A 19,104-nucleotide genomic window follows, 5' to 3' on the forward strand; every position below is an offset into this window, starting at 1 on the left:
CCTCCTTCCGAAGTTTAGCTATATTGATAGAATCCTTTTCCTGTTTTTCGGCCCAGCTCACCTTTTTCCACTTTTTCCTGAATGAGCTTGGCAGGTTGATCTGCTTCGTCACCAGACTCTTGATAACGCTGCATTCTTACGAAATAGTTCACATCAATTCCTGTTAAATCCATCAGAGCAAACGGACCGATTGGATGGTTCAGCGCTTTCGTACAAACCGTATCGATCTCTTCATGCGTGGCGTATCCGTTTTCTAACAAAAAGACCGCTTCGTCCATTAATTTTCCAAGGATCCGATTGGCGATAAATCCAGAAATCTCTTTTTTCAGCAGCACAGGAACTTTACCTATTTGTTCGACAAACGCATATGCAGTTTGGGCTGTTTCTTCAGATGTGTGCGGTCCCTGAACTACTTCGACCAACTCCATCACTAGCGGCGGATTGAAAAAGTGAACGTTACAAACTTTATCTGGGTTTCTAATGGCATCAGCGATTTTCGAACTGACAATAGTGGAGCTGTTTGTCGCTAAAATCGTATGGTCTGGGGTGATGTCATCAAGCGTTGCAAACAGCTCTCTTTTCACATCAAGCTTCTCGACCACTGCTTCGATGACTAGATCCGCGTCTTTTACAGCTGCTAAGTTGACGTCAAAAGTTAGACGGCCGAACGCTTCTTCAACCTGCTGTTCGCTCAGTTTTCCTTTCTGAATACGACGGTTCATATGCCCCTGCAACGACTCTTTCGCTTGTGTCAGACTCTCTTCGGCAATATCGTTTAAGGTGACACGATAGCCATGGAGCGCGCAGATCATAGCGATTTGCGAGCCCATCGCCCCTGCACCAATTACAGCAACCTCTTTGATATCATGCGTTTCCATGGTTGGATCCCTCCTCTGCCTGTTTCCGCTTTTCCTCTTGAATGAGTGTGCGTTTTAACAGCTTTCCGACTGTATTTCTCGGCAATTCCTCCATAACTTCATACTGCTTCGGAACTTTGTAGCGGGTTAGATTGCGGTAACAATGCCCCTTTATTTCCTCAAGATCAAGGATGTGACCATCTTTGGCAACGAGATAGGCCTTAACGACTTCACCTTTTTCCCGGTCTGGAATTCCGACGACCGCTGATTCCTTCACGTCTGGATGTTCATATAAAACGCTTTCAATTTCTTGCGGATAAATATTAAAGCCGCCGTTAATAATCATTTCTTTTTTCCGTCCGACAATATAAAAATAGCCATCTTCATCCATCATGGCGAGATCCCCTGTACACAGCCATCCATCCTGCAGCGCATGACGCGTTTCGGCTTGGTTATTCCAGTACCCTTTCATGATTTGCGGACCTTTCACGAGCAGCTCGCCGACTGAATTCGTGCCGAGCACTTGCTGGTCCTCATCGACAATGCAGCAATCCGTTTCGGGTACAGGGATACCAATGCTGCCTACCTTGATATCACCACTGAGCGGCGTGCGATGAGTAGTTGGCGACGTTTCTGACATGCCAAAACCTTCTAAGATCTTAACCCCGGAAATCGATTCAAATTTTTTAAGCACTTCCACCGGCAATGGAGCTGATCCTGAAGAACACACTTTAAAACAATCAAGTCCATAGGTTTCTGCCTCAGGATAATTCACGAACGAGATATACATTTTTGGCACACCAGGAAAAAATGTTGGCTGATATTTTTTTATCAGACTCATCACTTGATCTACATCGAACTTCGGAATTAATAAAATGTTCGCGCCCATATAGATTCCTAGATTCATAGCACTTGTCATGGCATAGACATGATACAAAGGGGTAGCCGCCAGAACAACTTCCTTCCCAAGCTCTGCCCTTTGTTTGTACATGAGATAACTCTGATACACATTTGTCGTTAAGTTATACTGTGTCAGCATTGCGCCTTTTACCTTGCCCGTCGTTCCTCCGGTATACTGAATCACCGCAACATCCTCTTTGAGATCGACTGAAGCAGGAGAAGCAAGCTTTGGTCCTGACTGGATGATGTCCTCGAGCTTCAAGAAGCCATCAGGCAGGTCTGCATCCATTGCCGACACCATCATCGCTTTAAATGAAATGATCTTGTCCATTTCCTTAATTTTGTCCACAGATCGAGCCCCTGCCACAATATAGGAAACATCCGCATCCGTTAAAATTTGCAGCAATTCCCTTTGGGTGTAGGAAGGATTCAGTTGAACGACGATTAGACCTAATGCATGGGCTGCATAGTAGGAAACGATGTAATCAGGATGGTTCCCAACCATTAACCCGATTCGTTCACCTTTTTCAAAATTCATATTACGCCAGCTGCCAGCCAGTTTATCCGTTCGCTCCTTCAATTCACGGTAAGTAATGGTCTGTTCATTCCAGGTAACGGCCGTCTGATCGCCATACTTCTCAGCAGACTCCGTTAAAATCGCATAAAGAGAAGCTTGTGGAAACTGCGATTGATCCGGTTGTCCTGCATGGTACTTTTCCCAGGGACGACTTGTAATTCCTTGCATGATTGATTCCTCCTAACATTAGATGAGGGGCCGATTACAGGCTTTCTGCCGACTGAGATTCTGCTGTAGTATCCTGATGCTGGCGTACATTTGGTTTCACTAAAGTAATAAATAGCACGGCAAAAAGGAAAACGAGCCCGGCCATAAATAATACAGAAAGGTTATAGCCAAAGATTTTATCCCCTGATAGTTTAATAATAAGCCCGGTAACCATCGGAGCCAGAATACCGGCAATATTACCTGACGAAGTTAAAATACTCGTCATTAAACCACCCCTCTCAGGCAGTTCATTAATCATAATCGTTGGTCCAATCGGTAAGATCGCGTACGTTAAACCTTTAGCCAGACACATGGCCACGACAGCCCATACCGGGTTCGGAAAAATAATAATCGATGACATAAACAAAGCACCAATGATCATGGCCGCTCCCACGATATAAACACGTGACACTCGCCAGTTTTGATTTTTCTTAAATAAACGATCTGATAGGGTGGAAACGCTCATGTAAATCAACACAGAGGCGATTCCAATAACCATTACGCCAATCCCCATTTGTCCTTGCGACATCCCTACAACTTCAATGAGATATACCGGAAGCCAGACGGCAATCCATACGACCAGGATATATGTGGAGAAATAAGCTAACGTCGTAAACAGGGCTGCCGGTGAAACGAGTAATTTGCCAAAATCTTTGAATCTGATTTTCTCAAGTTTTCGTTTCTTTTTCTCCTTCGCTTTTTCATAGGCTTTCACAGGATTTTCCTTTGTCAAGAACTGAAAGGCAATGGCCCAGACCACACTCACTGCGCCTAAACAGGCGAAGGCTACTTTCCATCCGAGCATCGTGATCATCGCCACGAGCAATGGGGCAATAATCATGGCCCCCACTGTTCCACCTGAAACGATTACAGAGTTCGCAAAGCCACGAAGTTTGGGTGGAAACCACCTATCTGCATGACTATAGGCGATCGGGCTGTACGGACCTTCGAAAGCTCCAAGAAGAATCCGATAAATAATGAGCAGCGGCAGGGCGGTAACTGCTAAAACCCCAAACTGTAACACAGCCCAGGTCAGCATAATGACTCCCAGTACTTTCTTGGCGCCAATTTTGTCAGCGTAGGCAGCACCAATAATTCCGGTTACCGGATACAGCCAGTAATAAGCACTCCCGACAAGACCCCATTCCGCATAGGACAGATCCAAATCTTCCATAATCGGCACAGCAGCAAGACCAATGATCGATTTATCCGCAAAGTTTATGATCGCCCCAAAAAATAAAAGAACGAGAACAACCCAACGCATGTGAATCCCTCTTTTCTACATGGATTTTAGCTGGTGATTAATTTTCATCAAGAATTCGTCTGGCAATGATTAATCGCTGAATCTCGTTTGTGCCCTCATAAATTTTAGTAATTCGTGCATCACGATAAAAACGCTCGACAGGATATTCTCCTATGTACCCTATCCCGCCATGAATCTGGACAGCTTTATCCGCCACTTTGTTGAATACTTCTGAAGCAAATAGTTTTGCCATGGAGGCTTCTTTAATGACTTTTTTACCATCATCGACTTTTTCAGCTGCCATCATCGTCAAGGTCCGGGCCGCTTCTGTCTCAGTCGCCATGTCGGCCAGCATCCATTGAATCGCCTGATTATCGGCAATCGGTTTACCAAACTGCACGCGTTCTTTCGCATAGCTTGCCGATAATTCAATCAGTTTGTCACACGATCCTACAGCCCTGGCCGCTAATCCAATCCGTCCTTCGCCGAGAATTCGCAGTGCATTCATGTACCCCATACCCACTTCGCCAATTACATTTTCCTCCGGTACGATACAGTTATCAAAAATCACCTGTGCCGTATAAGAGCCACGCAGCCCCATTTTCTTATCCTTCTTGCCAACGATAAGACCTGGAAAGTCCTTTTCGATTAAAAAGGCTGTAATCCCGCCTTTTGCGCCCTTCTCCTTATCCGTCAAGGCAAACACCGTAAATACATCAGCGACCGGTGCATTCGTAATAAAGTGCTTTGTCCCATTCAGTACCCATTGATCACCTTTTTTCTCCGCCTGGGTAGATAAGTTGGTCGCATCTGAACCTGCCCCCGGTTCCGACAGTGCAAAAGCCGCGATTTTCTTACCGGCTGCCATGTCTGGGAGATATTTCTGTTTCAATGATTCAGAAGCAAGCTTGACTAAGCCAGTACTCCCAATCCCTGTGTGGGCACTGATGAGGGAAACAAATCCATTGTGGGTTCGGCCCAGCTGCTCCAATACCACCGCTTTGCCGACAGCATTCAGGCCGATGCCTCCATATTCTTCAGGAATACTCATACCGAACAGGCCTAGTTCCTTCGCCTGGTCCACCAAATGCTGAGGAATCGCATCTTCATCCTCAATGGTTTGAGCATATGGTTCAACTTCATTTTCCACAAAATTTTTAACCATTGTTTTCATGGCTTGCAATTCATCTGTCACAGCTACAGTCATGTCATAACACCCTTCCTTTTTATAGTCATAAATAAAGGATGCAATAATCATGCCAACCGATCGACTTTCGGCATGAAAAAAGGCTGCATACCGCAGCCTGTCCCTGTACACCAAGTTTTTCACAGATTATTCTCGTCAAAAAGAGTTCGTTTTGCGAAGGGAAATAGGTATGAAACATTCAATATCAAATCATTCACCCTCATTTACAGGCTGGACTATAATTCAAAAGTGAATCATTGATTCATGATTGAATTATAGTTCAGCCTGATTCTATTTGTTGGTTCATAAAGGATAACGTACTGTAAATGGATTGAAGGGTGGGAACTTCCAATCCGTGCTCCTCAGCTTTTCTTACAATAAAACCGCACATGGATTCGACTTCCATCCGCTTGCCTTGCAAACGATCCTGCAGCATCGAAGTCTGATGGCTGCGTGCGTATTCCGCATTGGAAAAAATCTTCGAAATCGTCGGGTCTGGCTCAACTGCAATCCCTGCTGCAACCGCTACACCTATAGCTTCCGAACTTATGGCCTCAGCCGTTTTCCTTAATGGAGGATCGTCTAGAATCTGGCCTACCCTGGCTCCAGAGGCTGCTGCTAATGGATTAAAGGTTACATTCCACAACAGTTTATCCCATTTCCTTTTTAAAATTTGCCCAGAATGCACAGCATCGATTCCAGCTGTCTGAAATGTTTCAATCACCCTCGCACATGCATTCTCTGCGCTGGAATTCAGCTCCCCGATCAGCAATTTCACTCTTCCCCGCTGGCGAACCTTTCCCGGTGCCTCGAGGAAGGCTTGTACATATGTGGCGGCTGATAATACCCGGTCTCTGCCAAAAATAGCCTCAAGGGTTTCTTCATTGTCCACACCGTTTTGCATCGTCAAAACCAGTGCATCCTCCTGCAATATAGGCAGAAGCTGCTCCGCCATACGGGCAGTATCATTCGATTTTACACAAAATAAGATAAGCTCTGATCCAGCCAGGTCTTCGATATTATCGGTAAATGTCTTCGTGCTATGAGCCTCAGCTCCGTCCCCGTCGATTACCAACCCGTGCTTCTGCATCGCTGTCAGGTGGCTTCCTCGCGCTAAAAAGGTGACAGGATGACCTGCCTGCTCAAGCATGCTGCCAAAATAAGATCCTACTGCACCCGCGCCTGCAATACCTATCCTCATAATGATTCCACTCCTTTCTTACAGTGAAGGTTATACTTCTTCAGTTTTCTCACAATGGTAGGCTGGCTCGTTTCCAATGCTTTCGCCAGATCGTACGTGTTATCATACTTCTCCACTGCCAGTGCCAACACTTGCGCTTCAGCAGTTTCCACCGCATCCTTCAGCGGCACAATGGCCGCTTGACTAACTACAGTCTGACCGGATTCCTTGTACTCAGCCGGCAAATGATCCACCTTAATCTCATCCTCTGGTGTCGTGACCACTAACCTTTCGATTAGGTTAGAAAGCTCTCGCAAGTTTCCAGGCCATTCATAGTTATAAAAGAAATCCTTTAATTTGGAATTGATCACCTTGTCCATCTGGTATTTCTCATTCGCCTGATTCAGGAAAAATTGTTGCAACGGAATAATATCATCACGCCGTTCTTTCAACGGTGGAATCGCCATCGGTAACACATTTAGACGATAATATAAATCTTCACGAAATTCCCCGTTCGCTACCATTTCTTTCACTTTTCGGTTTGTAGCAGCAATAATCCTGACGTCTATCTTTCTCGGTTTCGTGCCGCCGATTCGTTGAATTTCACTTTCCTGCAGAACACGCAGCAATTTTACCTGCAGCATGAGCGGCAGTTCGGCTATTTCATCTAAGAAAAGGACACCTTGATCGGCCAACTCAAACATGCCCGGTTTCCCTTTCCGATTTGCCCCAGTAAAGGCACCACTCTCGTAGCCAAATAGTTCAGATTCCAATAAATCCGGCGGAATCGCCCCACAGTTAATCTTAATAAAATCTCCTTGCTTCGAGCGCAGGCTGTGACTATAGATATGTTGAGCCAGAATGTCTTTGCCGACACCGGTTTCTCCAAGGATGAAAACTGTGGCATCAATATTCGCAATTCGGTCTGCCGTATCATAAATCCGTCTCATCGCCTCACTTCGAATAACGATGTCATCGAGGCGCTCAGATTTATTTTTCAGCATGTCCAATTCCTTCTTGTACTTGTCATTCAGCTCATTCATTTTGTGTAACTTCGTCTGGAGTTCATTCAAATCAGATAAATCACGAATGTTAGTGACAACCTTCTCCACTTCCCCTTCTTCATTAAAAACGGGAGCGCCAGTAATTAGGGTTTCTTTTCCAGCATAATTGTCCTGCACGACAGAAACGGTACGCCGCTGCTGCACCACTTTTTCCGTTACAGAACTTTTCAAGATGCCTCTTTTCATCAATGCATCGACATGCTTCCCGACATAATATTCTTTCGGAATCCCGGTAATTCGTTCGATCGCTGAATTCGTTTTCCACGTCACCCCGGTATGATCTGTAATGTAAATGCCGTCATAGGAGTTTTCAATAATCGCATCAAGCTCGCGTGTTAATTTTTTCAGCTGCTTATTCTCATTCTTCAGAGCAGACAACTCTGAAGTTTCCGTACCAATCAACAGCATTTCTTCTGTATCGGGCCATGAGCCTTGCATAAACACAAATCGTTTACCATTCGTTCCCACTGCTGTCCTCATTTTCGAATCGGGGTCCGTTTCCCATTTTGAAAAAACGTTATCTATATCTGTTCCTTTAGTCAGCAAACCTGCCGCCTCAACTCGCTGGTTGTAGGATTTTACGCCCCCACCTTTATTCACGATGACGGCTGGAAACGGAATCTGTTCAACAATATCGGTAAGAGTCATAGTTTCACCGCCTCCAGGTATAAGAAAAACGAAGACTTTCGCCAGAGTCTTGGCGAAAGCTTCGTTTTGCTATGAGAAATAAATTTCTTCCTATAAAATTAAATTCGCCTCTCTTCTGTATACTCCTGCTTTTCCAGAAGAAATCGCGTACTTACACCTCTTCCTTAGACTGTTCAAATGGCCATACCGGTAAATTGTTGGATAACGGTTTATCTGAACGGTATCCGAGCATATACTCCGCTTGCATGATCGTGTGAATTTCCCGCGTGCCTTCATAAATGACCGGCGCTTTAGAGTTGCGCAGGAACCTCTCCACCGGGTATTCATTGGAGTAGCCATAAGCTCCATGAACTTGCACGGCATCGTTCGCTGCTTCATTGGCAAAATCGCAAGCCTGCCATTTCGCAAGGGACGTTTCCCGCGTATTTCGTTTGCCTTGATTCTTTAAGGAACCGGCACGGAACACAAGCAGGCGCGACATCTGATATCCAGCTTCCATCTTCGCAAGCATCTGCTGAACAAGTTGATGTTTGCCGATTTCTTTGCCAAATGTTTTACGCTCGTGACAATACTTCACACTTTCTTCTATACAAGCGAGGATCTGCCCACAGGCTCCAGCCGCTACTGTAAATCTTCCATTATCTAGAGCGGACATGGAGATTTTGAATCCTTCTCCTTCTTCTCCTAGGAGATTTTCTTTCGGCACCTTCACATTGTCAAAAAAGATTTCACCAGTATTCCCCGCTCTAATCCCCAGTTTGCCTTTGAATCCTCTGGAAGAGAAGCCCGGCATCGTCCGTTCCACAATAAAGGCTGAGATGCCTTTGTGCTTTTTGTCTTTATCCGTATAAGCAAAAACGAGAAAATGATCCGCGTGATCACACAACGAGATCCACGTTTTCTGCCCGTTCAAAATATAATGGTCTCCTTCTTTGACAGCCGTTGTCTTAAGAGAAGCAACATCAGATCCAGCATTTGGCTCGGTTAAACCAAAGGCGCCGACTTTCTCGCCTTTTGCCTGAGGAGTGAGATATTTTTTCTTTTGTTCTTCATTGCCCCATTGCAATAATGTCATACTATTTAATCCAGTGTGGACAGAGACAGCAGTTCTAAAGGCGGTATCTCCACGTTCCAGTTCTTCGCACACAATCGCCAGAGTATTATAGTCCATGCCGCTCCCCCCGTATTCCTCAGGGATGCAAACCCCCATCAAATCGAGATCAGCCAGCCGCTTCATAATGGAAGATTCAAAGTGGCCCTGATCATCCCACTCTTGAATATACGGATTAATTTCCTTGTCAACAAATTGACGCACCATTTTTCTAACCATTTCCTGCTCTTCTGTTAATTCAAAATCCATCATCATTCATCCCTCCTGAATTATTTCATGCCATAAAAAAAACAGCCATATCAAATAAACTTTGATACAACTGGCCCAGATCCATGTTAAACTCCTCACGCTAATAAGGCCTTCACGGATTCGCAGTTATTAGTTGATTCGAGTTCCCCGTGGTTCACCGATCATGAAAGAGGAGATCTTTCTAGAAGTGAACTTTCTACTTTAATTATATAGTTATTCTAATTTTCTGTCTACATTGAATATTACAAATGAAACTTCAACTCAAAACATATATAATATAGTATAGGAGTATGAGAGCTTTTAGAACTCGAGAAAACCCAAGAACTTTTTTCGAATCCTGGATATCGCTTAACCTATAACAGGACAGGAAAATCGACAGATATGAAAGCGTATTCAAAGGGGTGAAAAAATGAAGCTGGAGCTTTTACAAAAACAGAAAATGATTATGACACCTCATTTAAATCAAGCCATTACGATGCTTCAATATAACACGGTGGAAATGGAACAGTTCATTCAGGAAGAATCGCTGGAAAATCCGATGATCGAACTGGAAGAGCCCAAACGGGAAGTTTCTTTTTCAGAAGATATCCCCATGTCGGCTTACCGTGCAAAACCGGCATCCCATATGGAGGCAGATCAACTGGACACGTTAAGCAGGGAAGAAAAAACCTTAACGGACCATTTAAATGAACAGACATGCTTCCTCCATCTGCAGGAAAAAGAACGTATGATTATAAATTATCTGATTCTCAGCCTTGACGATAACGGTTATTTAACGGTCAGCCCTGCTGAGACGGCCCGTTTACTCCGGGTATCAAAAATGGACGTAGATCGCGGAATCAGCATGCTGCAGCAGCTTGAACCAGCCGGTGTCGGTGCAAGAAATCTGCAGGAATGCCTGCTCTTACAATTACGAGCCCATCGTCCGGATAACCAGGCAGCTGAAAGAGTCATCGCAGAATACCTTGACAGTTTAGCTCAACATAAGTGGAATGAGATCGCCAGCCGGCTTGCTATCTCATTGGAACAAGTAAAATCCATAGCCCAGCTCATTCAAAGTCTTGATCCAAAGCCTGGCGCTGCTTTGTCGCCAGCCTCAACCAAATATCTTGTACCCGATATTATCCTGGAAAATGAAGAGGGCAATTATAAAATCTCGCTAAATGATCGATTTCTCCCGACGATTCAAATGAATAAACAATACTCCGGTTACTTAGGGCAGAATAACGACGCGTCCGCTTATCTGTCGAAACATTACCAGCGATACGTATGGCTTTTAAAAAGCATTGAGCAGCGCCGCACTACCATTATCAACGTAACGAAAGTGATCATCGCGAAACAGATGGAGTTCCTGGGATCTGGAGATATAGGAATGCTTCAGCCTATGACGATGAAAGACGTGGCAGAAGAAGTCGATGTTCATGAATCAACCGTGAGTCGAGCCACAAAGAATAAAGTGATTCAAACACCCAGAGGAACCTATGAGCTTCGCCTGTTTTTCACTTCTAAACTGGGGGGAAACGAAGATGGTACTTCGTCGGCCAAGGTGAAAACTTTGCTAAAACAACTCATTTCTAGTGAAAATAAAAAAAGACCGCTTTCGGATCAAAAAATCTCTTATCACTTTAAACAACAAGAAGGGGTCAAGGTATCAAGAAGAACCATTGCTAAATATCGAGAAGAGTTAAGGATTTTGCCGTCATCAAAACGTAAAGAAATCTAGTGGAAATTGTCCTGATCGAAGTAATTTGGCCAGGACTTTTTCATTTAGGCCGTTACGGGAAGAGGACTCGGGGCGTTTCCGTTCTTCTCGCAAACACAAGAGCTCCGGAAAATTGCGAGACTCCTGCGGGATGAACATGACAGGTGAGACACCGGAGGACAGATTCCTAGGAGGCTCAGCGTTAAAAGGATGTTCGGCTAAACCGGATAGCGGAAGCTCGACTAAGAACGGCACGTCCTGTGCCAACGTCGAACTACCCCACATCCTGTGGGGCATTAGTGAATCAATCCTAACCGAATGGACTCAGCGATTCCCTGTCCACGATGTTTTACTTTCAATTTCTTCAAGGCTGAACCTACGTAATCCCTTACCGTTAAAGGACTAATTCCCAGCAGCTCTGCTATTTCTTTCATCGAATAACCGTAAGCGATTTGCTGCATTACCTCTGTCTCACGTTTACTGAGGGCGACTGCAGAAGGATGAGGCTCGTATAGGAGCTGCCCCAGACATTTGCCGTATTGCTCAAGGAGTGTCAATATATCCTTTTCCAGAGGATCAGGTCCTGTGTATCTGTCTAGAAAAATCGTACCGACGACGGTAGAACAATGCATAACGGGAACGATAATTAACGACGACAGGTTGAAACGATTTACATACTTGTCCGGAAAACCCGCATGGCTGACGAGTGCAGCTCTTTTAGTGTGAACGACCGAATGTACAGCTGGAATCTTGCGGACATCTTCCCGAATATCACCTGGGGTATAGGTGCCGGAATCATCCATTCTGATCATGCTTTCACCTATGAAGGTCAGCGGTGAGTAAGCAAACAAAGATACACGTAAAAAAGGAAACAACTCAATAAAACCTCGAACAGCTGTCTGCATCTTTTGATCGTGTGATTCTCGAGGATTGATTTCCTTGATATAGTTGGCAATCATTTCAGCGTTCATCCATTCTCCCCCTACATTTTCAGGAATGTAAACGAGCTGAGGCTTGTATTATGATAATTGTAAGTGCTTACATTTTACCAGTAATGTTCAGTAAATTCAAAATTATGTAAAGGGGCTGGATGATGAGAAAACAAATGCTGACGACAAGTCCGCGCGGGATTCAGGAGGACTCCTTTCCGTTTCGGTTGTATCAAAAGGCAAAGCGATTAGGAGTGTGGGACCCTCGCGATATCGATTTTAGCCAGGATAAAGAAGATTGGCAGACATTAACCAAACCGCAGCAACAATCTGTACTAAGATTGATCTCTCAATTCCAGTCGGGTGAGGAAGCTGTTACTTTGGATCTGCTGCCCGAGATGATGCTGATCGCTAAACAAGGCCGCATTGAAGAGGAAATGTACTTAACCACTTTCTTATTTGAGGAGGCCAAGCATACCGAGTTTTTCCGGATCGTATTGAACGTAATCGATGAACGAGACGACCTTTCTCATTTTCACACGGACACATATAAACAGATTTTTTATGAGATTTTACCCGAAGCTATGAATCGGCTTCGTACGGATGAATCACCTGAAGCACTTGCTGAGGCTGCTGTTGTGTTTGTGTACAACATGTTTGTCGAAGGGGTGTTGGCAGAGACAGGATATTGGTCTTTCTATCGAATGCTTGATTCATTCGGGAAAATGCCTGGACTTATGAAAGGGATCGAATATTTAAAGCGAGATGAATCGAGACATATTGCTTATGGAACCTTTTTGCTGCAGCGACTTGTATGTGAACACCCACACTTATTTGATCATATCACACAGAAATTGAATGAACTTGCTCCGTTGTCCTTGCAATTAAATCAGGAAGGAGCGGAACAATCCGCCTATGACACGCCGCTTGAGGAAACCGTTCAGTTTTCCCAGAATCAGTTATCCCTTCGTCTTGAAAAAATAGCCCGTGCAAGAGGAAAAACCATTGAGGAGCTATATAAGACGAAGGAAAATGTGTAAAGGGTTAATCAAATAAACTAAAGCAGGTGATGAAATGGTAACATCAAACTTCGAATTTTCTGTCCGAACCGTTGTACACAATGGTCCGGGTTCCCGGTCAAAACTTCCTGACTTGATCAAAGGTTTAGGTGGGAAAAAAGTTATTCTATTTACCGACCAAGGCTTAACCAAGGCGGGAGTAACAGAAAAAGTTACAAAGTTGATTGAACAAGAGTCTGGAAATATTGAACTCGCAGGAGTTTTTGATGAAATTGTTCAGGATGCTAAAACAACTGTGATTAATAAAGGCGTACAGTTTTTCAAAGAAAACGATGGTGATGTTTTAGTAGCACTTGGAGGAGGGAGTGTGCTGGACACCGTCAAAGCAGTAAAATTCATGCTTCATCGTCAGTTTTCGGACATCCATGACGCCCTTACTGGAAATACATTCGAAGCCTGGCCTCAGGCTCAGCCGATTCCCATACCTCATGTAGCCATTCCAACTACAGCCGGCACGGGAGCTGAGGTCTCGCCTATTTCTGTCGTCTTTAACGAAAAGACAGATTTGAAAATAAGTATCATTAACCCGTTTATTAATGCAGATTTAGCTCTCCTTGACCCGGAACTAACCGTTGGATTGCCGGCTGCCATTACAGCATTCACTGGATTCGATGCCTTAACGCATGCTATTGAAGCCTATTTCTCTCCACAAGCCAACCCGATGACTGACGCTTATGCTTTACAATCGACAAGGATGATTAAAGACAACATCGCCATCGCAGTGTCTGAAGGAAATGATCTTGAAGCCAGAGGCAACATGCTGACAGCCAGCTGCATGGCTATCTCAGCGTTTAGTCTCTCCCTTAATGCGATACCGGTTCACAACCTCGCACATGCCTTAGGTGCAAGATATGGAATTCCTCATGGCCTTGCTAATGCTGTCCTGCTCCCAAGTGTTATGGAAAATCTAGCTCCTATGTATCTGCCAAGAGTCCGAGATTTTGCAGAGATTCTTCAACTTGAAAATATCTCTGAATCTCCTAAACAATGCTTAGAACAAGTCACTACGTATATTCGTGACCTTAGAAACCATATCGGGCTTGCCAGCACGTTTGAAGGCGTAAACATAGACTTGAAGGATATGGAGGCAATCGTTACAGCTGTCCAGTTAGATCCCGCTGGAATCGCCTTCCGCATCCCGGAGGATAGTATTAGGGAGATTGTGAAAGAAGTAGCGGGGTCGGGGGTGAAGTCGTAGCTGCTGTTTATAATGTTAGCATAAAAAAGGCTCAAATCTCATGACTTGGGGATTTGAGCCTTTTCTATTTTTATTAGCTGAGGTGGAGAATTTACATGGGGAGAACCTTAGCGAGTTAGGTCCGAATCCGTTGGTTTTTGGGACGAACCTTAATTTGTTAGGGGAGAATCTTCTTGGACCCGGGCCGAATCATTTATGTTGTGGGGAGAATCGACTGGATCAATAGCCGAATCCATCGACCATTATAATCAAAAAGCCAACCGATGCCTGATTGAAGCATAGGCATCGGTTGGCTTTTCTTACATTCTACTGTTCCATTTCAATCGGTACAATTTCACCATCTTCTACAGCGGCCACTCTTGAATCAGTAATAAATCCGCCATCTTCCCCAATTCCCTCAATGGTGTACACTTGCTTCTCTTTTGGTATTTGTTTAATCCCTTCTTCCATATGCTCACGAATCGCTTTGGCATCCTCTACAGTGCCAGCCGCTTTCATCGCTTCCATAAAAATGTACGTTGCCAGGTAATGGAACCCTGCTTCAGATCCAGGGGTTTCACCGAATTTTTCTTTATATTTCTCGACAAATTCCGGGGTACCCGGGTAATCAGCGTTGACGAGCGGCATAACTCCAATCGCTCCTTCAAACGTTTCGTACGTTCCGGTCACACTCTTCATTTCATCAAGTTTCGCCTGGTCCATAATGATAAAACCGCCATCAAAACCTAGTTTTCTAGCTTGTTCCGCCAGTTTAGCTGTTGGTTCAGATGGACCGCCGATAAATAATACATCTGGATTCCCTTTTAACGCGTTGGTCACCATCGTAAAGAAGTCCGTATCCTTGGAAAAGTCTACAGAAGAATTGTACACGACTTCACCGCCATGTTCTTTCCAATAAGGCAGCAACGTTTCCGTCCAATCTTTTCCGTATTGCGAGGCTGTCGGCAAGGCAGCTAGCTTCTTGCCAAACCGTTCCATCGAATAGTTCGTGAACGGTTCCATATAACCATCATAGCGAGGAGGAATCCTTACAGTCAGGGAGTTCCCCGCCTCGGTAATGGCCGGTTCACTCGTGTAGGCTCCAATTATAAATTCCTCTCTTTCATTGAACACTTGCATCGCCTTCACCCCACCGCTGTGCGGAGTAAAAATAATAGGAGTTTGGCTTTCCTGAATTAAACGTTTCGCGTTGGCAGCCGTCTCGTTCGGTAAATATTTGTCATCAAGGGCCACCACGTTCATTTTATATGTCTGACCATTTACCTCAAAGCCACCGTTGTTATTAATTTCTTCAGCAGCCATCTGCATCCCATTTAACGTCCGTTCACCATAGTAGGCTGCCGGGCCGCTTAACGGGCCGCTGTAGCCAATGTTGACGACTTTTTCTCCCTCTTCAGTCGATGGAGCTTCTGTATTCCCTTCACTACTCGCAGCATCGTTAGAAGGATTTTCGATACACCCTGCCAAAATAAACACAATCGCTAACAACATTAGAAACGCTAACAATCTGAGCTTTTGCACATTGATTTCCCCCTCAATAAGTGGTGTGAATGTCGAAAAATCTATCGTCAGGCACCGATATATGCCTTTCGAACTTCATCATTTGTGAGTAACTCTTGGGATGTCCCTTGAACAACGATCGATCCACTCTCAAACACATAACCTCGATCAGCAATTCGTAAAGCAGCGTTAGCATTTTGTTCAGCTAACAGAACCGTCGTACCCTCTTGATTGATCTTTTCAATTACATCAAACATTTGCTCCACAATCAGGGGAGCCAATCCAATTGAAGGCTCATCTAACAAAATGAGTTTCGGCATCGACATTAAAGATCGGCCGATCGCGAGCATCTGCTGCTGGCCTCCACTTAACGAGCCGGCAGCATTCTCCTTTTTTTCGTGCAAAATGGGAAATAATTCATACACATGCTGTAAGGATTTTTTGACTGCCTGTTTCTTTTTCCGGTGCACATATGCTCCCATGATCAAATTCTCATAAACTGTCATTCTCGGGAAAAGCTTTCGGTCTTCGGCACATTGGACGATGCCAGCCTGCACGATCCGTTCCGGAGATTTACCCCCTATCGCAGCTTCCTCAAATTCAATGCTTCCCGCGCTAGGCTTCTCAAGACCGCTGATCGCTTTAAATGTCGTGCTTTTTCCAGCCCCATTTGACCCTAGTAAAACGACCAATTCACCCTTCTCTACTTCTATATCCACCTCCTGGATGGCTTCGTAACTGCCATACTTGACAGAAAGTCCTGAGAGCTTAAGCACTCGCATCCCCTCCTAAATACGCTTCGATCACAGCCTGATTACTCATGATCTCTTCAGCCGTACCTTCTGCGATCTTTTCCCCATAATTCAGCACCATAATGTGATCGGCCAGTTTCATAATCATTTTCATCTTGTGTTCGATCAAACATACCGTGATGCCCTGCGCTGCCATCTTGTTCATCAATTCGGCAAGCCCCTCTGTTTCCTCGGGATTAATCCCGGCTGCCGGTTCATCAAGAAATATAACTTCCGGGTCAGTTGCGAGGGCAAGGGCAAAAGCTACCCGCTTTTTTTCCTCCTGAGTAATGCTGCCGGCCAGTTGATCGGCAACCGGAGTTAAACCTACAAACTCAAGTACCTCCATGGCCTTTTCGCGGCACTTCTGTTCTTCCCGTCTAAAACGCTTCGTCCGTAAAATCGCATCGAACAAAGTTGAGTTTGTTCGTAAACGATGACCTACAATTACGTTATCAAGCACCGTTGACTGTTCAAATAAATGAGTCGTTTGAAATGTTCGAGCAATCCCAAGCTCAGCAATTTTATTGGGCGGGAGTTTCGTAATATCTTTATTCTTATAGAAAACCTGTCCCAAACTAGGCGGGTGTGTTCCGCTAATCAAATTAAAAAAAGTGGACTTCCCTGCCCCGTTCGGACCTATGATCGCATTAATTTTCCCTTGTTCAATTGTAAAATCAACCTGATTTACGGCGACTAACCCGCCAAATTGCTTTGTTAATTGTTTTGTTTCCAGGAACAAAATTACCCCTCCTTCACCTTTTTCTCAGACGTTTGCGAATCAACATAGGCACCTTTCCCATTCTTGCGCTGCTTGGGAGGCGTTTGTTTCTTTTTACTAGATAGCTTCGCCATCCAGTCTTGAAGAGCTCCCGCGATTCCTCTCGGGTAAAAGATGATCAAGAGTGTTAAAAGCGGTCCGAAGATCAGCATTCGATAATCTTGCAAAAATTGCAGAGACTGGGATACGGTGACCACTAAAAATGTTCCGACAATTGGCCCCGCCAGTGTACCGATGCCTCCCACAAGCAAATAGGTCAGCAAATCAAAGATAACCGTAATGTAGGCGATGTCCGGGCCGAGAAATCGAATAAATGACGCATACAAGGCGCCGGCAAGCCCCGCGAAAAAAGTTGACAGCACAAAGGCCAGCAGCTTAGCTTTCATCGTTGAAATTCCGATCGTCTGGGCCAATTCTTCACTATTTCTAATCGCGATAAAGGTACGTCCAGAGAGTGAATGAATAATTCGGTACATGACAAAGACGGTTAGTAAAAGAAAAAATAGGATGAGATAGTATTGTGAGAGTGGATTCTGGAAGGAAATTGGGCCAATGCTTGCAGGAGCAGGAATACCTATCAATCCGCGTACTCCTCCTGTTAAGCCGTCCCATTTGTCAATGACGAGATAAATAATGTAGCCGACACATAGAGTATAAATGGCAAAGAAGTGTTCTCTCGTCCTTAAAGCTACAAGGCCAACTAAAAAGCCGATCGCGCTCGTAATCACACAAGCTAATACAAAAGCCAGCCAGTAATTGAGTCCAGCTTTAACGGTTAACAATCCTAACGAGTAGGCACCGATGGCAAAGAACCCAGCCTGGGCTAATGATAAATAACCCGTATATCCTGCAAGCAGATTCAGTCCATAAACGGCGATCATCCAAATGAAAGCAAGCGTCAGGATATGAAGCATATAGAGGTTCGAGGTGATAAACGGAAACACACACGCCGCGACAATCAGCCCGACGACTGTGATTCGTTTTCCGAGAAGTGACGTCATCAGAATCCCTCCCTGGAAAATAACCCTTTAGGCTTGAAAGATAAAATCACAACTAACAGTACGAAAGCAATGATGTCACTATATTCACCCGAAATATACGTAGCCCCAAGGCTTTCGCTAAACCCGATAATGTAACCACCGATAATCGCGCCAGGAATACTGCCCATCCCTCCAAGGATAATGATGACAAAAGCTTTTAGAATGACGAGATGTCCCATCCCAGGGAAGACGAGGTTAATAGGCGCAGACAGAGAAGCAGCAATAGCAGCCAAGCCTCCGGAGATCATAAACGTTAACATGGCGACTTTGTTCGTATTAATGCCTACCAGATGAGCACCTTCGCGATTTTGCGCCATTGCGATAATCGTCGATCCGATGAAGGTTTTTTTCAAAAATAAGTATAGTAAAATCATGACAGAAATGGCTCCGACATTAATTAAAATTCGCTGCATCGTCAACGTTACGCCGAACACATTGATCACCTGGCCATATGGGGTGTCCATGGAACGATAATCGGCTCCCCAAACGATCTGTGCTAATGCTTCGAGAAACAGCAGTATCCCGATGGCAGCAATTTTGTCATGGATGGGAGGGGCGTTGCGTAATGGGTGAAACACTAACCGATCCATTAGGACACCAAGTAATCCAACGACCAGTACAGAAATCGCAATCGCCAGCCAGTAATGAAATCCCCATAACAGCATTGTGGTTAAGGTGACATAAGCTCCGAGCATATATAATGCTCCATGAGCAAAGTTAGGAATGTGAAGAATTCCATACACGAGCGTTAACCCTAATGCAACTAGACTGTAAACACTCCCAATCGTTAACCCATTAAATAATTGCTGGATTAAAATATCCATACAGCTTTCCCCCTTTCTTGAGTAGAGAAAGGCCAAAG

At 44.7% G+C, this 19,104-nt stretch carries 16 protein-coding genes; 3 read left to right on the top strand and 13 right to left on the bottom strand.

What is annotated here, in order from left to right; all coding sequences use genetic code 11:
* Window positions 1–14 precede the first annotated feature (14 nt).
* The 7 genes from G6R08_RS05560 to G6R08_RS05590 form a co-directional block, all read right to left on the bottom strand.
* On the bottom strand, window positions 15–878 hold the full coding sequence (locus tag G6R08_RS05560) for a 3-hydroxyacyl-CoA dehydrogenase family protein (protein WP_163527073.1): 864 nt from the start codon (window positions 876–878) through the stop codon (window positions 15–17).
* Window positions 865–2,502 (bottom strand): long-chain-fatty-acid--CoA ligase, encoded by a 1,638-nt coding sequence (locus G6R08_RS05565; protein WP_163527074.1) that lies wholly within the window; start codon window positions 2,500–2,502, stop codon window positions 865–867. The genes G6R08_RS05560 and G6R08_RS05565 overlap by 14 nt, the downstream gene beginning before the upstream one ends.
* A 34-nt stretch (window positions 2,503–2,536) precedes the next feature.
* Window positions 2,537–3,805, bottom strand: coding sequence for an MFS transporter (locus tag G6R08_RS05570; protein ID WP_163527075.1), 1,269 nt, complete (start codon window positions 3,803–3,805; stop codon window positions 2,537–2,539).
* Window positions 3,806–3,842: 37 nt separating this feature from the next.
* The gene (locus G6R08_RS05575) at window positions 3,843–4,991 is read right to left on the bottom strand and encodes an acyl-CoA dehydrogenase family protein (RefSeq protein ID WP_163531125.1); all 1,149 of its coding nucleotides are present in this window, start codon (window positions 4,989–4,991) and stop codon (window positions 3,843–3,845) included.
* A gap of 259 nt (window positions 4,992–5,250) precedes the next feature.
* Window positions 5,251–6,171 (bottom strand): ketopantoate reductase family protein, encoded by a 921-nt coding sequence (locus G6R08_RS05580; protein ID WP_163527076.1) that lies wholly within the window; start codon window positions 6,169–6,171, stop codon window positions 5,251–5,253.
* Window positions 6,168–7,862 (bottom strand): sigma-54 interaction domain-containing protein, encoded by a 1,695-nt coding sequence (locus G6R08_RS05585; protein WP_163527077.1) that lies wholly within the window; start codon window positions 7,860–7,862, stop codon window positions 6,168–6,170. The genes G6R08_RS05580 and G6R08_RS05585 overlap by 4 nt, the downstream gene beginning before the upstream one ends.
* Before the next feature lie 151 nt (window positions 7,863–8,013).
* A complete protein-coding gene (locus G6R08_RS05590) occupies window positions 8,014–9,222 on the bottom strand; it encodes an acyl-CoA dehydrogenase family protein (protein WP_163531127.1) in 1,209 nt (402 codons plus the stop codon).
* 409 nt (window positions 9,223–9,631) lie between these two features.
* Here G6R08_RS05590 and rpoN point away from each other — a divergent pair, with 409 nt between their 5' ends.
* A complete protein-coding gene (rpoN, locus tag G6R08_RS05595; RefSeq protein ID WP_163527078.1) occupies window positions 9,632–10,945 on the top strand; it encodes an RNA polymerase factor sigma-54 in 1,314 nt (437 codons plus the stop codon).
* A 275-nt stretch (window positions 10,946–11,220) separates the two neighbouring features.
* Here rpoN and G6R08_RS05600 read toward each other — a convergent pair whose 3' ends face one another.
* Window positions 11,221–11,895: a helix-turn-helix domain-containing protein gene (locus G6R08_RS05600; RefSeq protein ID WP_163527079.1), complete on the bottom strand. Its 675-nt coding sequence runs from the start codon at window positions 11,893–11,895 to the stop codon at window positions 11,221–11,223.
* Between the two features lie 122 nt (window positions 11,896–12,017).
* On the opposite strand from G6R08_RS05600, the gene G6R08_RS05605 reads away from it, so the two are divergent.
* Both G6R08_RS05605 and G6R08_RS05610 read left to right on the top strand, forming a co-directional pair.
* Window positions 12,018–12,893, top strand: a complete 876-nt coding sequence (locus G6R08_RS05605; protein ID WP_163531129.1) for a R2-like ligand-binding oxidase — start codon at window positions 12,018–12,020, stop codon at window positions 12,891–12,893.
* Window positions 12,894–12,927: 34 nt separating this feature from the next.
* Window positions 12,928–14,130 (top strand): iron-containing alcohol dehydrogenase, encoded by a 1,203-nt coding sequence (locus G6R08_RS05610; protein WP_163527080.1) that lies wholly within the window; start codon window positions 12,928–12,930, stop codon window positions 14,128–14,130.
* A gap of 306 nt (window positions 14,131–14,436) precedes the next feature.
* Here the strand turns inward: G6R08_RS05610 and G6R08_RS05615 are convergent, their stop codons facing one another.
* The 5 genes from G6R08_RS05615 to G6R08_RS05635 are packed head-to-tail and all read right to left on the bottom strand — an operon-like array spanning window position 14,437 to window position 19,066.
* Complete coding sequence (locus G6R08_RS05615; RefSeq protein ID WP_240339650.1) at window positions 14,437–15,651, bottom strand: ABC transporter substrate-binding protein; 1,215 nt, start codon at window positions 15,649–15,651, stop codon at window positions 14,437–14,439.
* A gap of 47 nt (window positions 15,652–15,698) precedes the next feature.
* Window positions 15,699–16,412, bottom strand: a complete 714-nt coding sequence (locus tag G6R08_RS05620) for an ABC transporter ATP-binding protein (RefSeq protein WP_420810377.1) — start codon at window positions 16,410–16,412, stop codon at window positions 15,699–15,701.
* Complete coding sequence (locus G6R08_RS05625; RefSeq protein ID WP_163527082.1) at window positions 16,399–17,163, bottom strand: ABC transporter ATP-binding protein; 765 nt, start codon at window positions 17,161–17,163, stop codon at window positions 16,399–16,401. The genes G6R08_RS05620 and G6R08_RS05625 overlap by 14 nt, the downstream gene beginning before the upstream one ends.
* A gap of 2 nt (window positions 17,164–17,165) precedes the next feature.
* The gene (locus tag G6R08_RS05630) at window positions 17,166–18,203 is read right to left on the bottom strand and encodes a branched-chain amino acid ABC transporter permease (protein WP_163527083.1); all 1,038 of its coding nucleotides are present in this window, start codon (window positions 18,201–18,203) and stop codon (window positions 17,166–17,168) included.
* Window positions 18,203–19,066 carry a branched-chain amino acid ABC transporter permease gene (locus tag G6R08_RS05635; protein WP_163527084.1) on the bottom strand — a complete coding sequence of 288 codons (864 nt, stop codon included), beginning with the start codon at window positions 19,064–19,066 and terminating at the stop codon, window positions 18,203–18,205. The genes G6R08_RS05630 and G6R08_RS05635 overlap by 1 nt, the downstream gene beginning before the upstream one ends.
* Window positions 19,067–19,104 lie beyond the last annotated feature (38 nt).

Origin of the sequence: Halobacillus ihumii (genome assembly GCF_902726645.1) — a bacterium.
In the GTDB taxonomy this organism is placed as follows: Bacteria; Bacillota; Bacilli; order Bacillales; family Halobacillaceae; genus Halobacillus_A; species Halobacillus_A ihumii.

Bases quoted from the DNA above. Each gene is read 5' to 3' on its own strand.
- rpoN (WP_163527078.1), top strand. From the start codon at position 9,632: ATGAAGCTGGAGCTTTTACAAAAACAGAAAATGATTATGACACCTCAT.
- G6R08_RS05575 (WP_163531125.1), bottom strand. From the start codon at position 4,991: ATGACTGTAGCTGTGACAGATGAATTGCAAGCCATGAAAACAATGGTT.
- G6R08_RS05610 (WP_163527080.1), top strand. From the start codon at position 12,928: ATGGTAACATCAAACTTCGAATTTTCTGTCCGAACCGTTGTACACAAT.
- G6R08_RS05635 (WP_163527084.1), bottom strand. From the start codon at position 19,066: ATGGATATTTTAATCCAGCAATTATTTAATGGGTTAACGATTGGGAGT.
- G6R08_RS05585 (WP_163527077.1), bottom strand. From the start codon at position 7,862: ATGACTCTTACCGATATTGTTGAACAGATTCCGTTTCCAGCCGTCATC.
- G6R08_RS05630 (WP_163527083.1), bottom strand. From the start codon at position 18,203: ATGACGTCACTTCTCGGAAAACGAATCACAGTCGTCGGGCTGATTGTC.
- G6R08_RS05605 (WP_163531129.1), top strand. From the start codon at position 12,018: ATGAGAAAACAAATGCTGACGACAAGTCCGCGCGGGATTCAGGAGGAC.
- G6R08_RS05570 (WP_163527075.1), bottom strand. From the start codon at position 3,805: ATGCGTTGGGTTGTTCTCGTTCTTTTATTTTTTGGGGCGATCATAAAC.
- G6R08_RS05565 (WP_163527074.1), bottom strand. From the start codon at position 2,502: ATGCAAGGAATTACAAGTCGTCCCTGGGAAAAGTACCATGCAGGACAA.
- G6R08_RS05560 (WP_163527073.1), bottom strand. From the start codon at position 878: ATGGAAACGCATGATATCAAAGAGGTTGCTGTAATTGGTGCAGGGGCG.
- G6R08_RS05580 (WP_163527076.1), bottom strand. From the start codon at position 6,171: ATGAGGATAGGTATTGCAGGCGCGGGTGCAGTAGGATCTTATTTTGGC.
- G6R08_RS05600 (WP_163527079.1), bottom strand. From the start codon at position 11,895: ATGAACGCTGAAATGATTGCCAACTATATCAAGGAAATCAATCCTCGA.
- G6R08_RS05590 (WP_163531127.1), bottom strand. From the start codon at position 9,222: ATGGATTTTGAATTAACAGAAGAGCAGGAAATGGTTAGAAAAATGGTG.
- G6R08_RS05620 (WP_420810377.1), bottom strand. From the start codon at position 16,412: ATGCGAGTGCTTAAGCTCTCAGGACTTTCTGTCAAGTATGGCAGTTAC.